This is a genomic window from Brevibacterium sp. BRM-1, assembly GCF_026802075.1.
In the GTDB taxonomy this organism is placed as follows: Bacteria; Actinomycetota; Actinomycetes; order Actinomycetales; family Brevibacteriaceae; genus Brevibacterium; species Brevibacterium rongguiense.
The window spans coordinates 182974-203332 of the sequence record NZ_CP113788.1 but is presented as its reverse complement, the minus strand read 5'-3'; the positions used below and the strand labels follow the sequence as shown (position 1 = coordinate 203332).

General features: G+C 71.5%; 16 protein-coding genes. 5 read left to right on the top strand and 11 right to left on the bottom strand.

Going from position 1 to position 20359, the window contains the following annotated elements; all coding sequences use genetic code 11:
- Window positions 1-55: 55 nt before the first annotated feature.
- The 7 genes from BRM1_RS00910 to BRM1_RS00880 all read right to left on the bottom strand — a co-directional run bounded on the left by BRM1_RS00910 (window position 56) and on the right by BRM1_RS00880 (window position 12097).
- Window positions 56-1837 (bottom strand): VanW family protein, encoded by a 1782-nt coding sequence (locus BRM1_RS00910; protein ID WP_268527224.1) that lies wholly within the window; start codon window positions 1835-1837, stop codon window positions 56-58.
- Window positions 1838-1948: 111 nt separating this feature from the next.
- On the bottom strand, window positions 1949-3490 hold the full coding sequence (locus tag BRM1_RS00905; RefSeq protein ID WP_268527221.1) for a PIG-L family deacetylase: 1542 nt from the start codon (window positions 3488-3490) through the stop codon (window positions 1949-1951).
- Window positions 3487-5400, bottom strand: coding sequence for a translational GTPase TypA (gene typA / locus BRM1_RS00900; RefSeq protein WP_268527219.1), 1914 nt, complete (start codon window positions 5398-5400; stop codon window positions 3487-3489). Before typA ends, BRM1_RS00905 begins: the two co-directional genes overlap by 4 nt.
- Window positions 5401-5532: 132 nt before the next feature.
- Window positions 5533-7512, bottom strand: coding sequence for an ABC transporter ATP-binding protein (locus tag BRM1_RS00895; protein ID WP_442864334.1), 1980 nt, complete (start codon window positions 7510-7512; stop codon window positions 5533-5535).
- The gene (locus BRM1_RS00890; protein WP_160953177.1) at window positions 7509-8636 is read right to left on the bottom strand and encodes an ABC transporter permease; all 1128 of its coding nucleotides are present in this window, start codon (window positions 8634-8636) and stop codon (window positions 7509-7511) included. The genes BRM1_RS00895 and BRM1_RS00890 overlap by 4 nt, the downstream gene beginning before the upstream one ends.
- The gene (locus BRM1_RS00885; protein WP_160953178.1) at window positions 8633-10177 is read right to left on the bottom strand and encodes an ABC transporter permease; all 1545 of its coding nucleotides are present in this window, start codon (window positions 10175-10177) and stop codon (window positions 8633-8635) included. The genes BRM1_RS00890 and BRM1_RS00885 overlap by 4 nt, the downstream gene beginning before the upstream one ends.
- A 90-nt stretch (window positions 10178-10267) precedes the next feature.
- A complete protein-coding gene (locus BRM1_RS00880; RefSeq protein WP_160953179.1) occupies window positions 10268-12097 on the bottom strand; it encodes an ABC transporter family substrate-binding protein in 1830 nt (609 codons plus the stop codon).
- Between the two features lie 243 nt (window positions 12098-12340).
- Between BRM1_RS00880 and BRM1_RS00875 the strand changes: the two genes are divergently transcribed.
- Window positions 12341-12994, top strand: coding sequence for a PH domain-containing protein (locus tag BRM1_RS00875; RefSeq protein WP_268527214.1), 654 nt, complete (start codon window positions 12341-12343; stop codon window positions 12992-12994).
- An 18-nt stretch (window positions 12995-13012) separates the two neighbouring features.
- Here the strand turns inward: BRM1_RS00875 and BRM1_RS00870 are convergent, their stop codons facing one another.
- Complete coding sequence (locus BRM1_RS00870) at window positions 13013-13648, bottom strand: MBL fold metallo-hydrolase (RefSeq protein ID WP_160953181.1); 636 nt, start codon at window positions 13646-13648, stop codon at window positions 13013-13015.
- Window positions 13649-13764: 116 nt separating this feature from the next.
- On the opposite strand from BRM1_RS00870, the gene BRM1_RS00865 reads away from it, so the two are divergent.
- Window positions 13765-14160 carry a DMT family transporter gene (locus BRM1_RS00865; RefSeq protein WP_268527211.1) on the top strand — a complete coding sequence of 132 codons (396 nt, stop codon included), beginning with the start codon at window positions 13765-13767 and terminating at the stop codon, window positions 14158-14160.
- A complete protein-coding gene (locus BRM1_RS00860; RefSeq protein WP_268527208.1) occupies window positions 14160-14717 on the top strand; it encodes a DMT family transporter in 558 nt (185 codons plus the stop codon). The genes BRM1_RS00865 and BRM1_RS00860 overlap by 1 nt, the downstream gene beginning before the upstream one ends.
- Before the next feature lie 30 nt (window positions 14718-14747).
- Here BRM1_RS00860 and BRM1_RS00855 read toward each other — a convergent pair whose 3' ends face one another.
- The 3 genes from BRM1_RS00855 to BRM1_RS00845 form a co-directional block, all read right to left on the bottom strand.
- Window positions 14748-15833: an NADH:flavin oxidoreductase/NADH oxidase gene (locus BRM1_RS00855; RefSeq protein WP_268527206.1), complete on the bottom strand. Its 1086-nt coding sequence runs from the start codon at window positions 15831-15833 to the stop codon at window positions 14748-14750.
- A gap of 79 nt (window positions 15834-15912) precedes the next feature.
- Complete coding sequence (locus BRM1_RS00850; protein WP_268527203.1) at window positions 15913-16692, bottom strand: alpha/beta fold hydrolase; 780 nt, start codon at window positions 16690-16692, stop codon at window positions 15913-15915.
- Window positions 16693-16778: 86 nt separating this feature from the next.
- A complete protein-coding gene (locus BRM1_RS00845) occupies window positions 16779-17408 on the bottom strand; it encodes a thymidine kinase (protein WP_160953185.1) in 630 nt (209 codons plus the stop codon).
- A 277-nt stretch (window positions 17409-17685) separates the two neighbouring features.
- Here BRM1_RS00845 and BRM1_RS00840 point away from each other — a divergent pair, with 277 nt between their 5' ends.
- Both BRM1_RS00840 and BRM1_RS00835 read left to right on the top strand, forming a co-directional pair.
- On the top strand, window positions 17686-19914 hold the full coding sequence (locus BRM1_RS00840; protein ID WP_268527199.1) for an NADP-dependent isocitrate dehydrogenase: 2229 nt from the start codon (window positions 17686-17688) through the stop codon (window positions 19912-19914).
- Complete coding sequence (locus BRM1_RS00835; RefSeq protein ID WP_268527197.1) at window positions 19911-20351, top strand: LapA family protein; 441 nt, start codon at window positions 19911-19913, stop codon at window positions 20349-20351. Before BRM1_RS00840 ends, BRM1_RS00835 begins: the two co-directional genes overlap by 4 nt.
- The last annotated feature ends 8 nt before the right edge of the window (window positions 20352-20359 follow it).

The following is a 20359-nucleotide window of genomic DNA, read 5'->3' as shown; positions in this document are numbered from 1 at the left end:
TGAGTGCCCGCCCGGCCCAGCACCCAACCGGCCCAGTGCCCGCCCGAGACCGGGTTCAGCGGCAGGTGATCCCGGTGACGGGCGCGTAGACGGTGGTGAACTGGTCCCGGGTGGTGCGCCCGGTGGCCTTCTCGGTCATGGTCCGCTTGATCGTGATCGACCAGCCGCCCTTGGGCGACTGCGGCCTGCAGGTCGACCCCGAGCCCTGCTTGGTCCCCGGTGAGGTCCGGTTGAACCGTCCGGACGACTCGGCCTTGACGTCGTAGGCCCGCGTGCCGAAGACCTGGGCGGTGACCCTGCCGCCGGAGACGTCCATCGCGAGCACCACCGGGGACTTCGTCGTGTTCGTGAAGGCCATGTCGATCGAGCGCCAGTCCAGGGTGGCCTCGCGGCCCTCCGGATAGCGCGAGATGTAGCGCGAGTGCGCCTGGTGCTCGTTGAGCTCGAAGCCGGCGAAGAACGCGGCGTTGAACAGCGTCGTAGAGACCTGTGAGACGCCGCCGCCGTAGTCCTCCTTCATCTCGCCACCGGAGATGACGCCCGCCTTGCGGTAGCCGTTGGCCGCGGTGCGCTCGCCCAGGGTGTCGTTGAGGCTGAACCGCTTGCCGGGCATGACGACGGTGCCCGTGACCTTCCGCGCGGCGGTGCGCAGGTTCGCGTCGCGCGCCGGCTCCGAGTTGTAGGGGGTGTGGAACTCGGACGCGACCTGGGAGACATCGGCCTTCTTCGCATCCGCCGTGGTGAACTCCGGCTCCTGCACGGTGCGGGTGACGGCGGCGGTGCGGTTGGCCGCGCCGACCGCGTGCTCGACGCCCGCAACGAGTGCCTTCGGCTCGACGGTCGTGCCGCTGCGGGCGGGCACGACCACCGGGGCACCGCCGGACATGCGGAAGCTCGCATCGCGCGCCGCGGTGCCCAGGGTGGAGTCCTTCTTCGCGATCGCCGCGTGCAGCCTCTTCGCGTCGATGCTGCGGGTGAGCGCGCCGTCCTTGGCCGGGAACGACAGCGCGGCGGCGAGCTGGGCCGGGCGCACCGTCACGCGGGATTCCTGCCCGGAGCCGCGGACGGTGAGGACGAGGGGCTTGGACAGGGCCGGCTCGGCCAGGGAGCGCTGTGCCTCCTGCGCGTCTGCCGTGCTCACCTGCGGGTCCGCAGCCTCGGAGGCCACGCGCAGGCGCTCCTCGCGCAGCCAGCCGGTGCGCAGTGCCGAGCGCACCGCGGCGCCATCGGCCTCGATCCCGGTGGCCGCCTTCTTCACGTGGGTCGTGGAGCCCGTCACGGTGAGGGCCGCGTCGGTGGGCGCCGCGCTGAGCTTCTTCGCGGCGGCGTCCGAGGCGGTGGTCAGCGCATGGTCATCGGCGGCGATGTCCACGGGCCGCTCGCTGCCGCCCAGGAGGCGGGGCACCACGATGCGGGGGTCCAGGGTGAAGCCCAGCAGAGCGTCGACGGTGCCGTCGATGTCCGGGGCCAGCCCGGCGTCGGCCGGCTTGAGCTGGGTGCGCGCGGTGCGCTCGCCCTGCGCGGCGGTGAGCTCGACCGGCTTGCTCGCCCGCTTGTCCAGGCCCGCGCGCAGCGCGGCAGCGGCCTCGGCGCGGCTCTTGCTGCCCACGTCGACACCCGCCACCGAGGTGCCGTGGGGAATCGTGCGCCCGCTCAGGGCCGCGGCGGCGGCGTAGGCGCCGAACAGGAGTGCCAGCACGATGCCGGCGATGAGGGCGGCTCGTGTGCCCGCCCGACGGGTCGCCGCGGGGTGCACCGACTTCCGCGCGGACTTCCGCGTGGTCGTCGCTGCGGGTGTCGGCTTCGGCTTGCGGTGCGGCTGCCGGCTGGCTGGCACAGGGTCTCCTCTTGGCTGCGGGGAAGGTCGGCGGGGAGGGCCGGCACCGCGGCGGGTGCGGGGCCCGGGCCCGGTGCGCGCCCGGGGCTCGGGCGGTGTGCCCAGGGGCGCTCAGGGGCGGGCGGGCCGCCGCTTGAGCGAGGGCAGGGCGAACGCGAGCACCGCGGCGATGAGCATGGGCCCGAAGAGCCATCCCACGGAGCGCAGCGTGTTGACGACGAGCAGGTCGTGCCCGGGCAGCAGGCCCGGCTGGCCCAGCGCGAACGAGCCCAGCGAGATGATGACCGCGGTGACGACCAGGAGCATCGTCGAGCGGTAGAGCACGGAGACGTGCCACATCGCCGCGGCGGCCAGGGCCAGGGCGAGCACGAGCCCCCAGGGGAGGACGAGCTGCTGGCCCCCGAGGCTCACCGCGGTGGCGTTGAGGTGCTGCATGGTGCCGAGGAAGGCCACGAGCACCGCGACGAGCAGCGTGTGGATGACCGCCCAGGGGCTCAGCCGCGGGCGCCCGGCTGGGCGCGGCGCGGCGGCGGAGGCCTCGGGTTCAGCTGGATCCGCGGCGGGCTCGGCCCCCGTGGCGCCGTGCCCGGCCCCGCCGGCGCTTCCAGCCGCTGCGCCGCCTCCGGCGCCGGCGGCCCCGGCCGGCCCCTCGGCCGCGGCCGAGGCCCCGGTGCCCGCTGCGCCGCGCGGACCGGCGGCCAGGTCCGGTGCGGCCCCGCGCTCGGTCTCGGCCCCGCGCTCTGCGAAATCCCCTCCGACCGCCGCGTCCGGGGCGGCGACGTCGAGGACGGAGGCGTACGGCGCGCCGGGCATGGGCTCGGGCCCCGGGTAGGCGGCGTGGGAGAAGTACTCGACGGCGCCGATCGCCTGGCCCAGGTTGTTCGAGAGCGCGAAGAACTCACCTGCGACGGTGATCTGGGTGGCGTGGGCGGCCATCGCCATGGCCTTGCGCCCCAGCACGGCGGAGACGTCCTGGGCGACCGCGATGGGCGCCTGCGCCGGGAAGTTCGCGGGCGCCGGGGCGGGGTCGAAGCCGGTGAGCTCGAACCCGGGCCGTGTCGGATCGAACGCGGCGGCCACGGCCTCGGCCGGGGTCTCGACGAAGAGCAGCGTGGGCTCGATGCGCCCGCGCAGGCCCGCGAGCGCGGCCACGACCGCCTCGTGGACGCGCCGGTGGTCCGGGTGGCCGTAGCCGCCATCGGCGGCGTACGTGATGACGAGGTGCGGGCGGATCTCCTCGACGACCGCGCGGATGAGCGCGGCGGGCGCCTCGGCGGGTGCGCGGCACAGGGCGCCGGGGGGCATGTGCCGCGGGGCCCGGGCGTGGCCATCGGGGCCCCACTCCATGCCGGAGTCCTCGAAGCGGCCGGCCACGGGGGCGAGGAAGCGGTGATCGGCCACCCCGAGCGCCGCCATCGCGCGGGCCAGCTCCCCCTCGCGGTGCGCGGCCAGGCCCGCGCGATCGCCCTCGAGGTGCTGGTGCGCGGCGCCGATCACCTCGCCGCCCTCCCCGCGCGAGGCGGTGAGCAGCGTGACCTGGGCGCCCGCGTCCACGAGCTGGGCCATCGTGCCGCCCGTCGTGATCGACTCGTCGTCCGGATGGGCGTGGACGAACAGCGCGCGCACCGGGCCGCTGCGGGCGGCAGCGCTCATGCGTTCTGGCGGCGGCGCGCGTTGAACAGCTTCTGGCGCTCCTTCGCGTCGAGCGCGACCTTGCGGATGCGCACGGCGCCGGGCGTGACCTCGACGCACTCGTCGTCGTTGGCGAACTCGAGGCTCTCCTCGAGCGTGAGCCTGCGCGGCGGCGTGAGGTTCTCGAAGGTGTCCGCCGTCGACGAGCGCATGTTCGTCAGCTTCTTCTCCTTCGTGATGTTGACGTCCATGTCATCGGCGCGCGAGTTCTCACCCACGACCTGGCCCTCGTAGACCTCGCTGGTGGGCTCGACGAAGAACGTGCCGCGCTCCTGCAGGTTGATCATGGCGTAGGGGGTCACGACGCCGGCGCGGTCGGCGACCATGGAGCCCGCGGTGCGGAACTCGATCGCGCCGGCCCACGGGGCGTAGCCCGCGCTGATGGAGTTGGCGATGCCGGTGCCGCGGGTCTCGGTGAGGAAGCGGGTGCGGAAGCCGATGAGCCCGCGGGCGGGGACCTTGAACTCCATGCGCACCCAGCCGGTGCCGTGGTTCGACATGGTCTCCATGCTGCCCTTGCGCGCGGCCATGAGCTGGGTGACGGCGCCCAGGTGCTCCTCGGGGACGTCGATCGTCATGTGCTCCATGGGCTCGGAGAGGACTCCGTCGATCTCGCGGGTGACGACCTGCGGCTTGCCGACGGTGAGCTCGAAGCCCTCGCGGCGCATCTGCTCGACGAGGATGGCCAGTGCCAGCTCGCCGCGGCCCTGGACCTCCCACGCATCGGGGCGCTCGGTGGGCAGCACGCGCAGCGAGACGTTGCCCACGAGCTCCTGGTCGAGGCGGTCCTTGACCATGCGGGCCGTGACCTTCGTGTTCTTCTCCCGGCCGGCCAGCGGTGAGGTGTTGATGCCCACCGTCATGGAGATCGCGGGCTCGTCCACCGTGATGGGCGGCATGGGCTTGGGGTTCTCGAGGTCGGTGATCGTATCGCCGATCATGATCTCCGGGATGCCCGCGATCGCGACGATGTCGCCGGCCTGCGCGGACTCCGCGGGCACGCGCTTGAGGCCCTGCGTCTCGAGGAGCTCGGAGACCTTCGCCTGCGCGATCGTGCCGTCGGACTTCGCCCAGCCCACCTGGGCGCCCTTGCGCAGGGTGCCGCCGTAGATGCGCAGGAGCGCGAGGCGGCCCAGGAACGGCGAGGCGTCGAGGTTCGTCACGTGGGCCTGGAGGACGTCGTCGTCGTTGATCTCCGGGGCCGGGATGTGCTCGAGGATCGTGGCGAAGAGCGGCTCGAGGTTGTCATTGGCAGGCGCGTCGCCGTCGGCGGGCTGGGTCGTGGAGGCGGCACCCACCTTCGCGGCGGCGTAGACCGTGGGGACGTCGAGCACCGCGTCGACGTCGAGGTCCGGGTGGTCCTCGGACAGGTCGCTGGCCAGGCCCAGGAGCAGGTCCTGAGTCTCCTCGACGACCTCGTCGATGCGCGCGTCGGGGCGGTCGGTCTTGTTGATGACGAGGATGACCGGCAGCTTCGCGGCCAGCGCCTTGCGCAGCACGAAGCGGGTCTGGGGCAGCGGGCCCTCGGAGGCGTCGACGAGGAGGACGACCCCGTCGACCATGGACAGGCCGCGCTCCACCTCGCCGCCGAAGTCGGCGTGGCCCGGGGTGTCGATGACGTTGATGACGATGGGCTGGTCCCCGGCCGAGGGGCCGTTGTAGAGCACCGAGGTGTTCTTCGCGAGGATCGTGATGCCCTTCTCGCGCTCCAGGTCGCCGGAGTCCATGACGCGGTCCGCGACCTCGCCGTGGTCGCCGAACACGCCCGTCTGGCGCAGCATGGCGTCCACGAGCGTGGTCTTGCCGTGGTCGACGTGCGCGACGATGGCCACGTTGCGGAGGTCGGAACGGCGCGAAGAATTGTCAGTCATCGATTCCCTTACTGGATGAGGCAGAGGCGGCGGGGCGCCGCGAAGACGGCGCGGCAGGCGCGCCCAACCCCACCAGTATAGGGGCCCGCCGGGATTCGCCCAGCCGGACCCGCGCCGCCGCTGCCCCGCGCCTCAGCCGGCGAGGTCCTCGCTGGCCGCGACGAGCATCGCATCGCGCGCCTCGCGGCGGCGGCGTTGCTCGTCGGGGTCCGGCACGGGCACGGCCGCGATGAGCCGCTGGGTGTACGGGTGGACCGGGTGGGACACGATGTCGCTCGAGGGGCCCACCTCCACGAGGTAGCCGTGGCGCATGACCGCGACCCGGTTCGACAGCATCTCCACGACCGCGAGGTCGTGGGTGATGAAGAGGCTGGCGAAGCCGTACTCCTCCTGGAGCTGGCTGAACAGCGCCAGGACCTTCGCCTGGACGGAGACGTCGAGGGCGGAGGTCGGCTCGTCGGCGATGAGCAGGCGCGGCTTGAGCGCGAGCGCCCGGGCAATGCCGATGCGCTGGCGCTGGCCGCCGGAGAGCTCGTGCGGATAGCGGTTGCGCATGGAGGTGGGCAGCTCGACCGATTCGAGCAGGCCCTCCACCCGGGAGCTCAGCTCGGCGCCCTTGAGCCCGTCGTGGAGGTAGAGCGGCTCCCCGATGCTCTCGCCCACCGGCAGGCGGGGGTTGAGCGAGGAGCCGGGATCCTGGAAGACGATGCCCACATCGCGCCGGTACTGGCGCAGCTGCTTCGAGCTCATGCCCGTGATGTCGACGCCGTTGATCTCGATCGTGCCCTCGACGACGGGCAGCAGCCCCAGCGCCGCGCGGCCGATCGTCGTCTTCCCGGAGCCGGACTCGCCCACGAGTCCCACGACCTCGCCAGGGGCGATCGTGAGGTTGACGTGGTGGGCCGCCCGGAAGGCCGGCGTGCGGCCCACCTTCGGGTACTCCACCGCGGCGTCGGTCAGCCGCAGGGCGGGCTCGCCCGTCAGCTCGGCCTCCGAGCCCGGGTGGTAGATCGTCTCCGTCGAGTCAAGCGAGACGGACGCCGGGCGCCACGCCTGATCGCCGGATGCTCCGGGCTCGCCTGCGACGTGGGAGCCGTCCGCCGTGGGGGCCGCGGTTCCGGCGGCTCCGCCCGCGGGGGCCGAGGCGCCCGAGGCGGGGGCATCCTCAGGGCCCTCGCCGCGCTCAGCGGCCAGCGTCTGGGCGACGACCTCGACGTCCTCGGCACTCGAGCCGAACGTCGTCTCGCTGCCGCCGCCCAGGTGGGGCACGGAGGCCAGCAGCTGCTTCGTGTAGTCGTGCTGCGGGTCGCCGAAGATCTGCGCGGCGGTGCCGGCCTCCACGGCGCGCCCGTTGCGCATGACGAGGATGTAATCGGCCATGTCCGCCACCACGCCCATGTCATGGGTGATGAGGATGATGCCCGAGTCGATCCGCTCGCGCAGGTCGCGCATGAGCTTGAGGATCTCCGCCTGGACCGTGACGTCGAGGGCCGTTGTGGGCTCGTCGGCGATGAGCAGGTGGGGATCGCAGGCGAGCGCCTGGGCGATCATGATGCGCTGGCGCTGGCCGCCGGAGAGCTGGTGGGGGAAATGGTCGAAGCGGCGCTCGTAGTCCGGGATCTCGACGAGCCGCATGAGCTCGAGCGCGCGCTCCTTGGCCTCCGCCGGGCCCACGTTGAAGTGGGTGCGCAGCGTCTCGACGATCTGGAAGCCCACGGTGTACACCGGGTTGAGCGCGGTCATGGGCTCCTGGAAGATCACGGAGATCTCCTTGCCCCGGATGCCGCGCATCTGCTCCTGGGGCATCCCGATGAGCTCCCGGTCGCCCAGCTTGGCCGAGCCGCTGGCGCGCCCGTTGGGCGGCAGCAGCCCGATGAGCGACATCGACGACTGGGACTTCCCGGACCCGGACTCGCCCACGATCGCCAGCACCTCGCCGGCATGGAGCGTGTAGTCGAGGTCCTCGGCGGCGGTGAACCACTCGTCGCCCACCCAGAACCGCACGCCCAGGCCGCGGACGGTGAGGATCGGCTTCTTGCCGCCGGCGCCGGACTGTGCGCCAGTGCTGCCCTGCGCGCCGGTGCTGCCCTGCGCGTTCTCTGCCGTGCTCACTGGCCGTCCTTCCGCTCGTCGTCGATGCTCCGGCGCCGCTCGCCGCGCGTGCTGCCGTCTCCCGTGCCGCCGGGCGTGAACGGGCCCGCGAGGTTCGCGGAGCTCGCCAGCAGGCGGTCGGCCCTGGCCATCTTGCGGGCCGAGGGGATCTTGCGCTGGCGCGGGTCGAAGGCATCGCGCAGGCCGTCGCCGATGAAGTTCACCGCGAGCGCCACGATGATGATGAACAGGCCGGGCCACCAGAACAGCCAGGGGCGGGTGGCGAACGAGCCCTGGTATTCGTTGATGAGCTGGCCAAGCGAGACGTCCGGGGCGTGGACACCGAAGCCCAGGAAGCTCAGCGCCGTCTCCAGCACGATCGCCTGGCTCATCATGAGCGTCGTGTTGACGATGACGACGCCCATGGCGTTGGGCAGCATGTGCTTGAACATGATCCGGAAGTCGCTGGCCCCGGCCACGCGGGCCGAGTCGACGAACTCCCGCTCGCGCAGGGAGAGGAAGTCGCCGCGCACGAGACGTGCCAGGGTGGGCCACAGGATGAGGCCCAGCACGAACGCCAGCAGCGGCGGGTTGGCGAGGTGGCCGGCGAGCACGCCGAGGATCGCGCCCACGACGATCGTGGGCAGCATGATGAAGCCGTCGGTCACGCGCATGAGCGCGTTGTCGACCCAGCCGCGGTAGTAGCCGGCCAGCGCGCCCACGACGACGCCGACGACGAGCAGGGTGGCGCCCATGATGAGCATCATGAGGATCGACACCTGCACGCCCTTGAGCACGCGAGCGAAGTTGTCGCGGCCGATGTCGTCCTGGCCGAACGGGTGCTCGCCCAGCGAGAACGGGTTGGACAGGTGCCACGTGGGCGCGCCGCCGTTCATGACGTCGGAGCTGTTGTAGAAGTTGTACTTCCACCAGCCCGGGATCGGGCCCATGCCCACCGCGGTGAAGGAGAAGACGATGACGATGATGAGCAGCACGAGGCTGATCATCGCGCCCTGGTGGCGGAGGAACTTGCGCAGGACGATCTGGCCCTGCGACATCCCCGCGGTCTCGCGGCCCTCGATCGAGCCGCTCGTGTCCGGCAGTGCGCCCTCGCTGACGGAGGGGTCCTGAAGTGGTGCGCTCATGCTGTCACCCGAATTCTGGGATCGAGGATTCCGTAGACGAAGTCGGCCACGACGTTCGCGAGGATGGATAGGATGCCGACGATGAGGATGTAGGCCATGATCGGGTCGATATCGGCCTGGTGCAGGCCGTCGGCGAACATCTTGCCCATCCCCGACCAGCCGAAGACGGTCTCGGTCATGACCGCGCCGCCGATGATCGTCATGAGGTCGACGGGCACGACCGCCGCGAGCGGCAGCAGCGCATTGCGCATCGCGTGACGCATGATGACCGTGCGCTCGCTCAGGCCCTTGGCCCGTGCGGTGCGGATGTAGTCCTGGTTCATCACCTCGAGCATCGACCCGCGCGTATAGCGCGTGTACGTGGCGAACGAGATGAGGATGAGGGCGATCGACGGCAGGATGAGGTGGGTGTAGTTGTCCACCGTGTGGATCCAGAAGTTGCCCTCGAGGCCCGGCTCCCCCGCGCCGATCGTACGGATGGGGCGCCCGGAGATCTGCGACATCTTCGAGTACTTCGCCCAGTACTGCATGGCCTGGTCGATGAAGATGACGACGCCGGCGATGAGGGCGACGATGCCCGCCGTGCGGGCCGACTGCCACTTGTCCGGCCCGCCGAAGGCCAGGCCGATGCCCACGCCCACCGCGATCGCGAGGATCGTCAGGAGGGCGATGAGCCACACCGTGGGGTTGTAGAAGTGATAAAACCACTGCATCCCGTAGTAGACGGCGCCGCCCATGACCACGGCCGTGGTGAGGGCCGCATAGAGGGAGCGGCGGTTGTTCAGGCCCGTCGACAGGTGGGTGACGAGGACGGCGGCGCCCAGCGCGATGACGAGCGAGCCCACGAGCCCCAGGCCGGGGTGCTGCAGCCAGCCCGAGGTGAAGACGTAGGTGAGCGCCGCGAACGTGATGACCGTGGCCGCCGCGAGGTTGATGAGCCGCCGGCGCAGCGAGCCCGCCATCGCGCCCATCCAGAACAGCCCCGCGGCGATCGAGATGACGATGATGAGCGGCCAGTTGGGCCGGGGGTGCTGGAGGTAGTTGTTGAAGCTGATGGAGCCGTACTGCTTGAGGAGCACGGCCACCCAGAACACCGGCAGCGAGTACATGAGGAACGTGACGAACGTGATGACGTAGTCGAACGTCGTGTACTGCCGCAGCGCGGAGATGAGGCCCACGACCACGCCGATGAGGATCGCGACGATCGTCGCGGCGAAGACGAGCTTGAGCGAGGTGCCCACGGCGCCGGGGAGCATGTCGAGGACCGTCTGGTGGGTCTTCCACGATGAGCCCAGGTTGCAGCGGCCGATGAAGCAGCCGCCCACGCCGCCCAGCCACCACAGGTAGCGCAGCGGCGAGGGCACGTCGAGGTGGAGCTGCTGGGTCCGCGCCGCCATGTCGGCCTCCTTGTTCGGAGACGTCGAGGTGCGCAGCTCCTGCAGGGGGTCGATGGCGAGGTCGGTGAGCACGTAGAGCAGGAACGTCACGACGATGAGGACGAGCACCGACGACGCGATCCGCTTGGCGAGGAATTTGATCATAGGGATTCTCTCTGACACGCCTCAGGCGGGGCGGCCCGCAGGCCGCCCCGCCCAACGCGGGGACGATGAGTCACGCAGCTCCGCTTCGCCTTACTGCATCTTCCACTCGTAGTAGTTCCAGAACAGGGTGGGGGCAACCGTGATGTTGTCGATGCCCGAGAGCTGCTCGCGGTACGAGGTGATCGACGGGAACTGGAAGAGCGTGATGCCGAAGGCGTCGTCGACGAGATGCTTCTCGATCTGGCCCTCGAGCTCCGCCTGCTTGCCCGTATCGAGCTCCTGGCCGAGCTGATCGTAGAGCTTGTCGACGTCCTTGTTCGAGTACTTGCCGAAGTTGTTCTGTCCGGTTGACGTGAAGTTGGCCTCCGACTCCGTCACCGTCGTCGAAGTCGACTGCCAGCCGAACAGCGAGGCATCGTAGCGGCTCGTGTCGGGCAGGTGCTCGCTCCACTGCGCGTCGCCGCCGTCGACGACCTCGAAGCCCGCCTGGTCGCCGGCCTCCTTGATGAGCTGGAACTCCTGCTGGCGGCGCGCATTGTCCTTCGCGTACATGACGCGCACCTTGGGCTTCGAGGCGCTGGCCTCCTGGAGCAGCTTCTTGGCCCCCTCGAGGTCCTGCTGACCGTACATCTGCTCGATGCCGTTTTCCTTGACGATCTGGTCGTAGCTCGGCGAGCCCGGGACCTGGATGAAGGAGTTGCGGACCTTCGCGGAGTCGTTGAGCGGCTTGATGATGTCGTTGACGATCTTCTCGCGCGGCATCGCCTTGAGGAACGCCTGGCGGACCTTCTTGGCCTTCGCGGCGTCCCCGCCATAGGTCTTCGGGTCGAAGGGCCCGCCGTTGGCCATCGCCAGGTCGACGTGCTCGTAGGTCGCGTCGTCGCCGGTGTCCGTCTTGACGCCGTCGATCCCCTGGACCTGCTTGAGGATGTCCGCGGTGGCCTGCGGCTGGATCGCGTCGACCTCGCCGTTCTGCAGCGCCTGGACCGCGGCGGTCGGGTCCTCGTTGTAGCGAACCGTGACCTTCTTGATATTGGGCTTGCGGTCACCCTCGTAGTTGTCCCGGCGCGTCAGGGTGACGTACTGGTTCTCCTTGTACTCGGTCATCTCGTAGGGGCCGGTGGTGACGAGGAGGTCCTTGTCGCTGGGCAGCTTCGTGAAGTCGAAGCCGGTGTTCCACGTGTTCGCGATCTTCGTCAGCGACTTGTTGTCCTTGTCCTTGAACGCCTTGAGGACCGCGTCGTTGCCCTTCTGGGCGTCGTCGGTGCCCAGGGCCTTCTTCGCGACGATGTGCGCGGGCAGGCCGCCATCCGTGAGAGCCAGGTTCGCCTCCCAGTCCGCGAACGGCTTCGGGTAGCTGAAGGTCACTTCCTTGTTGTCCGAGCTGATTTCCGGGAAGTCCTTGATCCGCGCCACCTGGGGGTCCGCAGCATTGAAGACGACGTTCTCGCCCTTCTGCTTCTTGACGTTGCCCTCGTCGTCAGACGCCTTGTCCGCATCCTTCGTGTTGAAGTTCCCGCTACGAGCACCCCAGGCCAGCACGAGGTCCGCCGCCGAGTACGGCGTGCCGTCGGACCACTTGGCCTTGTCGCCGATCGTGTACTTGACCTTCAGCGGGTCGTCCGAGACCTTCTCGATCTTGCCGAAGCCCTCGTTCTCCTGAAGCTTCAGATCCGGGTCGTAGTACTTGAAGGAGTCGTTCATCATGTACACGAGATTCGAGTTCGCCGTGGCGTTGCCGGTGTTGGACTCATTGTTCATCGAGAAGAACGGCTGGTTCCACATGACCTTGACTTCGGCGTCCTGGTTGCCCGAGCCGCCCTCATCCGACGAGTCGGCGCCGTTGTTGGGGCTGCAGGCGGACAGCAGCATAGCCGTGGCGAGCACTCCGGCTCCGGCGGTGAGGAGGTGCTTCTTCACGTGTTCTCCATTCGTCAGGACGCGCGGACTGCGCAGTCCGCGGTGGAAGTCGTTCCGGCGCCCGCGCGCCTCCCAGAATGGGAAAACCGTGAACGCCTCATGCATGTTGCATGGACTGCCCCTAACGGTAAGCTCTGGGGACGTGACCGGGTCCACACTCTGGACGTTGTGACCCGATTGTTACCAAGCGTGCTTGAGGCGCGCACATCGCGGGCCGGCAGCGGCCCCACTAGACTCAGCCGCATGTCAGAGCACCCGGTGCACGAGCCGACGGGCGGGCCCCGCGCCGCGCCCGAGGCCGTTCGCACGCACCGCGCGCGGGTGCTGGCGGTCGGGGCGGGCGCGGTGGCGGCTGTCGTCGCAATCGCGCTGTTACTCAGCGTCCCGCTCCCCCGCGCCCCGGCCCTCCTGGGCTTCCCCATCCTCGTCGGAGTCCTCGCCTGGGCGCTCTACTGGCGTCCCCGGGTGGAACTCGACCCGGACGCACTCACTTTCGTCGACGTCGTGCGCACCGCCCGGATCCCCTGGGCCGAGGTGCGCGACTTCGATGTGCGCTTCGGGCTGCGGGTGAACACGGTGGGCGGGCGAGCGCTCGCCGCGTGGGCGCTGCCGGCCGCCGGCCGGCGCGCGGTTGCCCGCGGCTCCGAGGCGAACGCCGGCGCGGGCGGGGCCGGTGGGCAGTCCGCGCCCGCCCCCATTCCCACCGGCCGGAGCCTGCGCGGCGAGCTGCGGCCGCACATGCCGCCCAGCCTGCAGCGCGTCCTCGACTACCGCCGCCTCGCGGCGTCCGGCGCCGCGCCTCGGGCGCAGGGCATCGAGACGCACTGGCACTGGGGCACCCTTGCGGCCTTCGCGGCCGCGCTGGCGTGGGCGGGGATCGCGCTCAGCGCCGTCTGAGGACGCGGGCGCGCCGGCTCACCAGCCGCGCTCGCGCCACTGCGCCAGGTGCGGGCGCTCGGCGCCCAGCGTCGTGCCCTCCCCGTGGCCGGGCAGCACCGTCACGGCGTCGTCCAGCCGGGCGAAGACCCGGTCCCCCAGGTCGTCCATGAGCGAGGCGAAGTCCGCCTCGCTCCACGTCTTGCCGGGCCCGCCCGGGAACAGCGAGTCGCCGGAGAAGAGCACCTCCCTGCCCGAGGAGTCGCGCAGGAGGAACGCGATGGAGCCCGGCGTGTGCCCGCGCAGGGCGATCGCCTCGAGCGAGAAGCCGTCGAAGTCGAGCACCTCGGCGTGGTTGACCGGCACGTCGATGACCGCCCCGGTCTCCGCCTCGATCGCCTCCGCATCCGCGGCGCCGGCGTACGCGGTGACTCCCTCGCCGGCGACCTCCGCGAGCGCGCGCACGTGGTCCCAGTGGCGATGGGTCGTGAGCACCGCGGTGAGCGGCCGGCCGGAGCCCGCGGCGATGAGGTCCGCGATCGCGTCCGCGTCATCGGCGGCGTCGATGAGGACCTGCTGCCCGGAGGCGTTCGCGGTGATGAGGTAGACGTTGTTGGCCATGTCGGACACGGAGATCCAGCGGATCGTGACGTCGGCGAGTTCGAGCTGTTCCATGCTTCCTCCGGTGGGGTCCCGGCGCGTCGCTGCGCGGGGCTCGGGGCGTGGGCCGCGGCAGGCACCGCGTGGATCCCCGGGCGCCGCTGCCGCAGGCTTCACCCTAGCGCGCGGATGTGACAGCCTGGGGGCAGGCGCGCAGCCGCGCCGCGGACGAGGGAGCCGTACCCGCCCAGCGCAAAGACGGCCGGAAGGCAGACATGCTGTGGTTCGTCCTCATCCTCTCCGGGCTCGGTGAGCCCCTGTGGGCCCTGGCCCTCGCGCTGCGCGGCCGCCAGCTTCTGCTGCGTGCGGGGCTCTTCCTCGTGGGCGCCGGCGTCTCCATGGGCGGGCTCGCCTGGGCGCTGAGCGCCATCCCCGTCTCCGTCGGCTACGCGGTCTGGGTGGGCGTGGGCGCCGCCGCGACCTTCGGCCTCAGCGTGGCGCGCGGCCAGGACCGCCTCACGCTGCTGCGCGCGGGGTTGGTCGTCATGCTGCTGGGCGGCGTGGTCGGGCTCAAGGCGGTGAGCTGATGGGCCGGCGCGAGCGCGCGGCCGCCGGGGCGCGGGGCCGCATCGGCGCACTGGCGCGCAGCCGTCCCGCGGCGCTCGCGGTCCTCGTGCTCGCCGCCGCGTGCGAGGCGGTCTGGGCCCACGCGCTCGGCGGCGGGCTGCGCTCCGCGACGGCCGGGATCGCGTTCGGCTGCGCGCTCTTCGCCTCCTTCGCGGGCCTGGCCTGGGCGATGCGCACCATTCCCATGGGGACCGCCTACGCGATGTGGACCGGCCTGGGCGCCGCGCTCACCGCCGCGTGGGGCTTCGCGGACGGCGAGCCGTTCTCCTTCGGCAGGGTGGCGGGCATCGCCGTCATCGTCGTGGCGGTGGCCGGGCTCCAGCTCACCGCCGGCCGCGGGGCGGGGCCTCGGGAGACCCGTGCAGCAGGCGGTCGGGCAGCGCCCCACGGTGACGCAGCACCCGGCGATGACGCAGCACCCCACAGCGACGCAGCGCTCCGAAGTGACACAGCACCTCACGGTGCAGCAGCACCCGGCGCCGAGGCGCCGGACCAGCACGGCCCGGACACGGCCTGAGGCGGCACTGCCGTCAGGGCCGCCGCAGCCTCACCACGCGCCGCGCGTGTACTGCGGCGGGTACGGGGCGGCGCGCCAGCCGAGGCCAAGCTCGTGGGCAGCCCGCTGGGGCCACGAGGGCTCGCGGAGCGCCGCACGCGCCAGGAGGACCACGTCTGCCTCGCCCGTGACGAGCAGCGTTTCCGCCTGCTGGGGGCTCGTGATGAGCCCCACCGCACCCACCGCGGCGCCCGCGGCGGCGATCTCCCCGGCCAGTGGGACCTGGTAACCGGGGCCCACGGGGATGTCGGCGGGGACGTTGCCGCCGGAGGAGACGTCGACGAGGTCGACCCCGGCCTCCTGCATGAGGACGCTGAGCTCGACGGCCTCGTCGATGCCGAAGCCGCCGTCGACCCATTCGCTCGCGGAGATCCGCACGAGCACGGGCACGTCGTCGCCGACGGCCTCCCGCACGGCCGCGATGACCTCGAAGATCAGGCGCGAGCGGCCGGCGAGGTCCCCGCCGTAGGCATCGGCCCGGCGGTTCGACAGCGGGGAGAGGAACTGGTGGAGCAGGTAGCCGTGGGCGGCGTGGATCTCCACGGTGTCGAAGCCGGCCCGCATCGCTCGGCGCGCGCCGGCGGCGAACGCGGCCACAACCTCGGCGATCCCGGCCGCATCCAGCTCGGCCGGCTCCGCCAGCCCCGGGTAGGCGACGGTGCTGGGACCGACCGACTGCCAGCCGCCCTCCGCGGCGGGGACCGTGCCCGTGGGCTCGCCTGCGAACGGCCGATAGGTGCTGGCCTTGCGCCCGGCGTGGGCGAGCTGCACCCCGATCGCGGCCCCCTGCCCGTGGACGAAGTCGACGATCCGGGCCCACGCGCCGGCCTGCTCGTCGTTCCAGATGCCCGCGTCCTGCGGGGAGATCCGCCCCTCGGGCGCGACGGCGGACGCCTCCGTGATGATGAGGCCGAAGCCGCCCTGGGCGCGGGCGCCCAGGTGCACGAGGTGCCAGTCGCCGGGCATGCCGTCGCGGGCCTCGCACGAGTACTGGCACATGGCGGCGAGCCACGCGCGGTTGCGCACGCTCAGGCCGCGCAGGGCGATGGGCTCGAACAGGCGGGGTGCGGTGGGCATGGGGCGTCCTCTCGAGGGTGCGGCGGCGGGCCGCGGTGGGTCGGCGGAACCGCGCGAGGCGGTGGTGACGTGCGGCGGTTCAGTCGTGGGCTGCGAGGTGGCGCTCGAGGCGCTCGGCGACGAGCTCCGGGTGCTCGACCATGACGAGGTGAGCCGCATCCGGGATGACGGCGAAGGAGGCTCCCTCGACCCGGGCCGCGAGCGCCTCCATGTCCTCGGGCGTGTTGCCCAGGTCCTGCGCGCCGGCGAGGAAGAGCGCGGGCGCGGCGATCGACTCGACGCGGGCGTCCGCATCGAAGCGGGCGAGCGCCCGGCAGCAGGCGATGTAGGCGCGGTCGTCGGTGCGGCGCAGCATCTCGAGCACCATGGGACCGGCGGCGATGTCCTCGTCGAGGAAGCCCGCGGCGAACCAGCGGTCCGCGGTGTCCGGGATGAGGGAGCCGGTGCCGTCGGCGGCGACGTCGGCGATCCGCGCCTCCCATGCCTCGGGGGTGCCGAAGCGGGGGCCCGCGCACAGCACGCTCAGGGAGGCGAGGCGGTGCGCGTGCTCGGCGCCGAGCACCAGGCCGGCGCCGCCGGAGATCGAGCACCCGGCGTAGTGGAAGCGCTCGCGGCCCAGCTCGTCCGCGACGGCCACGGCCCCGGCGGCGATGTCCTCGACGGTCAGCGAGTCCGGCACCCGGTCCGCGCGCGCGGCGTCCAGGCCGTGGCCGGGCAGGTCGAGCAGGGCGACCGTGTAGTCGTCGGCGAAGCGGTAGGCGACGCCGGCCCACACCTCCGCCGAGGTGCCCAGCGGCGGGCCGAGGACCAGCAGCGGGGCTTCGGGGGCGGGTTCGTTGACGAGCGTGTAGGCGGGCATGGCCCCACTCTAGCGACGGCGGCGGCTCCGGCGACGGCGGCGGCCGGTGCGCTGAGGTGCCGCGGGCCCGCTGCCACCGAGCTCGCCTACGCCAGCGTGCCGCCTGATTCGGCCAGGTAGCAGCGCGGGCACAACGACTCGTAGGCCACGTCGAGGCCGTCGATGGCGACCTGGTCACCGGCGAAGACGAATCGCCCGTCCACTCGGCGGCCGTTGAACATGGCCTTGCGCCCGCACCGGCAGATGGTCTTGAGCTCCTCGAGCGTGTGGGCGATCTCGAGCAGCCGGGCCGAACCCGGGAACGCCCGGGTCCGGAAGTCGGTGCGGATCCCGTAGCACATGACGGGCACGCGGCGCAGGGTGGCGATCCGCATGAGGCCGTCCACCTGCGCCGGGGTGAGGAACTGCGCCTCGTCGATGAGGAGGCAGGCGACGGGCGCCACCGGCACGTCGAGGCTCTCGAGGAGGGCATCGTGGTCGACGTAGCCCGCGACGTCGGCGAACAGCTCCTCGACATCGGCCTGCGCGCCGATGAGGAAGTCCGCGGTGCGCGCCACCCCGAGGCGCGAGACGACCTCCGCCGCGCCCTTCGTGTCGATCGCGGGCTTGGCGAGCAGCACGCGCTGCCCGCGCTCCTCGTAGTTGAACGCCGCCTGCAGCAGCGCCGTCGACTTCCCCGAATTCATCGCCCCGTACCGGAAGTACAGCTTGGCCACCGGCGGCTCCCTCCCCGCGCCGTGCGCGGACTCACAGTGTGCGCCTCACCACTGACCGCGGGGCTCGGCGGCTGCGCGCCCCGGAGGCACATGCGCTCCCGGGCCGCGGGCCCGCTCGATCCTACCGGCCCGCAGCCGGGCCGGCCCACGCAGCCGGCCCCGCCCGCGGCCGCCCGCCCCGCGCGTCCGCGGACTGGGACCGGGGCGGGCGGCGAGTAATAGACTGGGCGGCGGAATCACCAAGTCCTCACCCAACAGATCTGGAGTGGTCACCCCCATGGCGAAGATCATGTACACCCGCACCGACGAGGCGCCGCTCATGGCGACGCACTCGCTCAAGCCCATCCTCGAGGCCTTCGCCACCACCGCCGGCGTCGAGGTCGAGACCCGCGACATCTCCCTGGCCGCCCGCATCCTCGCCCAGTTCCCCGACTACCTGCCCCAGGACCGCCAGCAGGACGATGCGCTGGCGGAGCTCGGCGAGCTCACGCAGAGCCCCGAGGCCAACATCATCAAGCTGCCCAACATCTCCGCCTCCGTGCCGCAGCTCAAGGCCGCGGTCAAGGAGCTCCAGGGCCAGGGCTACGCGATCCCCGACTACCCCGACGAGCCCAAGACGGACGAGGAGAAGGACGTCCGCGCGCGCTACGACAGGGTCAAGGGCTCCGCGGTCAACCCCGTGCTGCGCGAGGGCAACTCGGACCGCCGCGCGCCCAAGGCCGTGAAGAACTTCGCCAAGGCCCACCCGCACTCGATGGGCGAGTGGTCGAAGGACTCGCAGACGCAGGTGGCCACGATGGGCCACGACGACTTCCGCACGAACGAGCAGTCCGTCGTCATGGACGCCGACGACACGCTCCAGATCCGGCTCGTCACCGACCACGGCACGACCGTGCTCAAGGAGTCGCTGCCCGTCCTCGCCGGTGAAGTCGTCGATGCGACGTTCATCAGCGCGAAGGCCCTCGACGCGTTCCTCACGGAGCAGATCGCCGCCGCCAAGGAGGCCGGCGTGCTCTTCTCCGTCCACCTCAAGGCCACGATGATGAAGGTCTCCGACCCCATCCTCTTCGGCCACGTCATCAAGGCGTTCTTCCCGGAGGTCTTCGACCGCTACGGCGAGCAGCTCTACGCCGCGGGGCTCACCCCGGACAACGGCCTGGCCGGCATCCTCGCGGGCCTCGACGCCCTCGATCCGGAGGTCGCCGCGGGCGTGAAGGAGGGCATCGAGAAGGGCCTCGCCGACGGCCCCGAGCTCGCGATGGTCAACTCCGACAAGGGCATCTCGAACCTCGCGGTGCCCTCCGACGTCATCGTCGATGCCTCGATGCCGGCGATGATCCGCATCGGCGGCAAGATGTGGGGCCCGGACGGCAAGGAGGCGGACACGCTGGCCGTCATCCCCGACTCCAGCTACGCCGGCATCTACGCGGCCACCGTCGAGGACTGCAAGGCCAACGGCGCGTTCGACCCCTCGACCATGGGCTCGGTGCCCAACGTGGGGCTCATGGCGCAGAAGGCCGAGGAGTACGGCAGCCACGACAAGACGTTCGAGATCCACGAGGACGGCACGGTCGAGGTCGTCAACGCGGCCGGCGACGTGCTCATGAGCCACGCCGTGGAGCCCGGTGACATCTGGCGCGCCTGCCAGACGAAGGACGTGCCGATCCGCGACTGGGTGAAGCTCGCCGTCACCCGCGCGCGCCTGTCCGAGACCCCCGCGGTGTTCTGGCTCGACGAGACCCGCGCGCACGACCGCAACCTCATCGCGAAGGTCGAGGAGTACCTGGGCGAGCACGACACGAACGGCCTCGACATCCGGATCATGGACCCGGTGGCCGCCACGAAGCTCTCCCTTGAGCGCATCCGCCGCGGGGAGGACACGATCTCCGTGACGGGCAACGTGCTGCGCGACTACAACACGGACCTCTTCCCCATCCTCGAGCTCGGCACCAGCGCGAAGATGCTCTCCGTCGTCCCGCTCATCGCCGGCGGTGGCCTGTTCGAGACGGGAGCGGGCGGTTCGGCGCCCAAGCACGTCCAGCAGCTGCTCGAGGAGAACCACCTGCGGTGGGACTCCCTGGGCGAGTTCTTCGCGATCGCGGAGAGCCTGCGCCACCTGCTCAACACGGAGGACAACAAGCGCGCCGGCGTGCTCGCCGCGGCGCTCGACGAGGCCACGGGCACCTTCCTCAACGAGAACCGCTCCCCCTCGCGCACGGTCGGCGAGATCGACAACCGCGGCTCGCACTTCTACCTGGCCCTCTACTGGGCCGAGGAGCTGGCCAAGCAGACCGAGGACGCGGAGCTCGCCGAGGCGTTCGCCGAGGTCGCCAAGCGCCTGCGGGAGAACGAGGACACGATCACCGCCGAGCTCCTGGGCGTCCAGGGATCGCCCGTGGAGCTGGGCGGCTACTACGAGCCGGACACGGAGAAGGTCAACGCGGTCATGCGGCCGTCGAAGACCCTCAACGAGATCATCGGCACGCTCGCGAAGGAAGACGTGTGAGCCGTCCCGACGACGCGATCTCCGGCGACGACGCGCTGGCCGAACTCGACGCGCTCGATGCGCGCGAGTCCGGCGGCGCGCCCCGCACGGGCGAGCCCGCACGGCGCGGCGGCGCACCGGCACCGCGGCCGCGCGGTGAGGCGGCGCCCCGCGTGCGCTCCTCGCCGATCTCCACGGGCATGTGGATCGCGCTCATCGTCAGCGCGCTGCTGCTCGTCCTGCTGCTCGTGTTCGTGCTGCAGAACAACGTGCCGTCGAACATCCACTTCCTGGGCTGGTCCTTCACGCTGCCGCTGGGCGCCGCGATCCTCTTCGCCGCGATCGCGGGCGTGCTGCTGGCCGGGGCGATCGGCTCGGCGCGCATGTTCCTCGTGGGCCGCCGCCGCAAGCGCGCGGCCCAGGCCCAGGCCGGGGCCGCGGCGCGGCCCGGCCGCTAAGCCGAGGC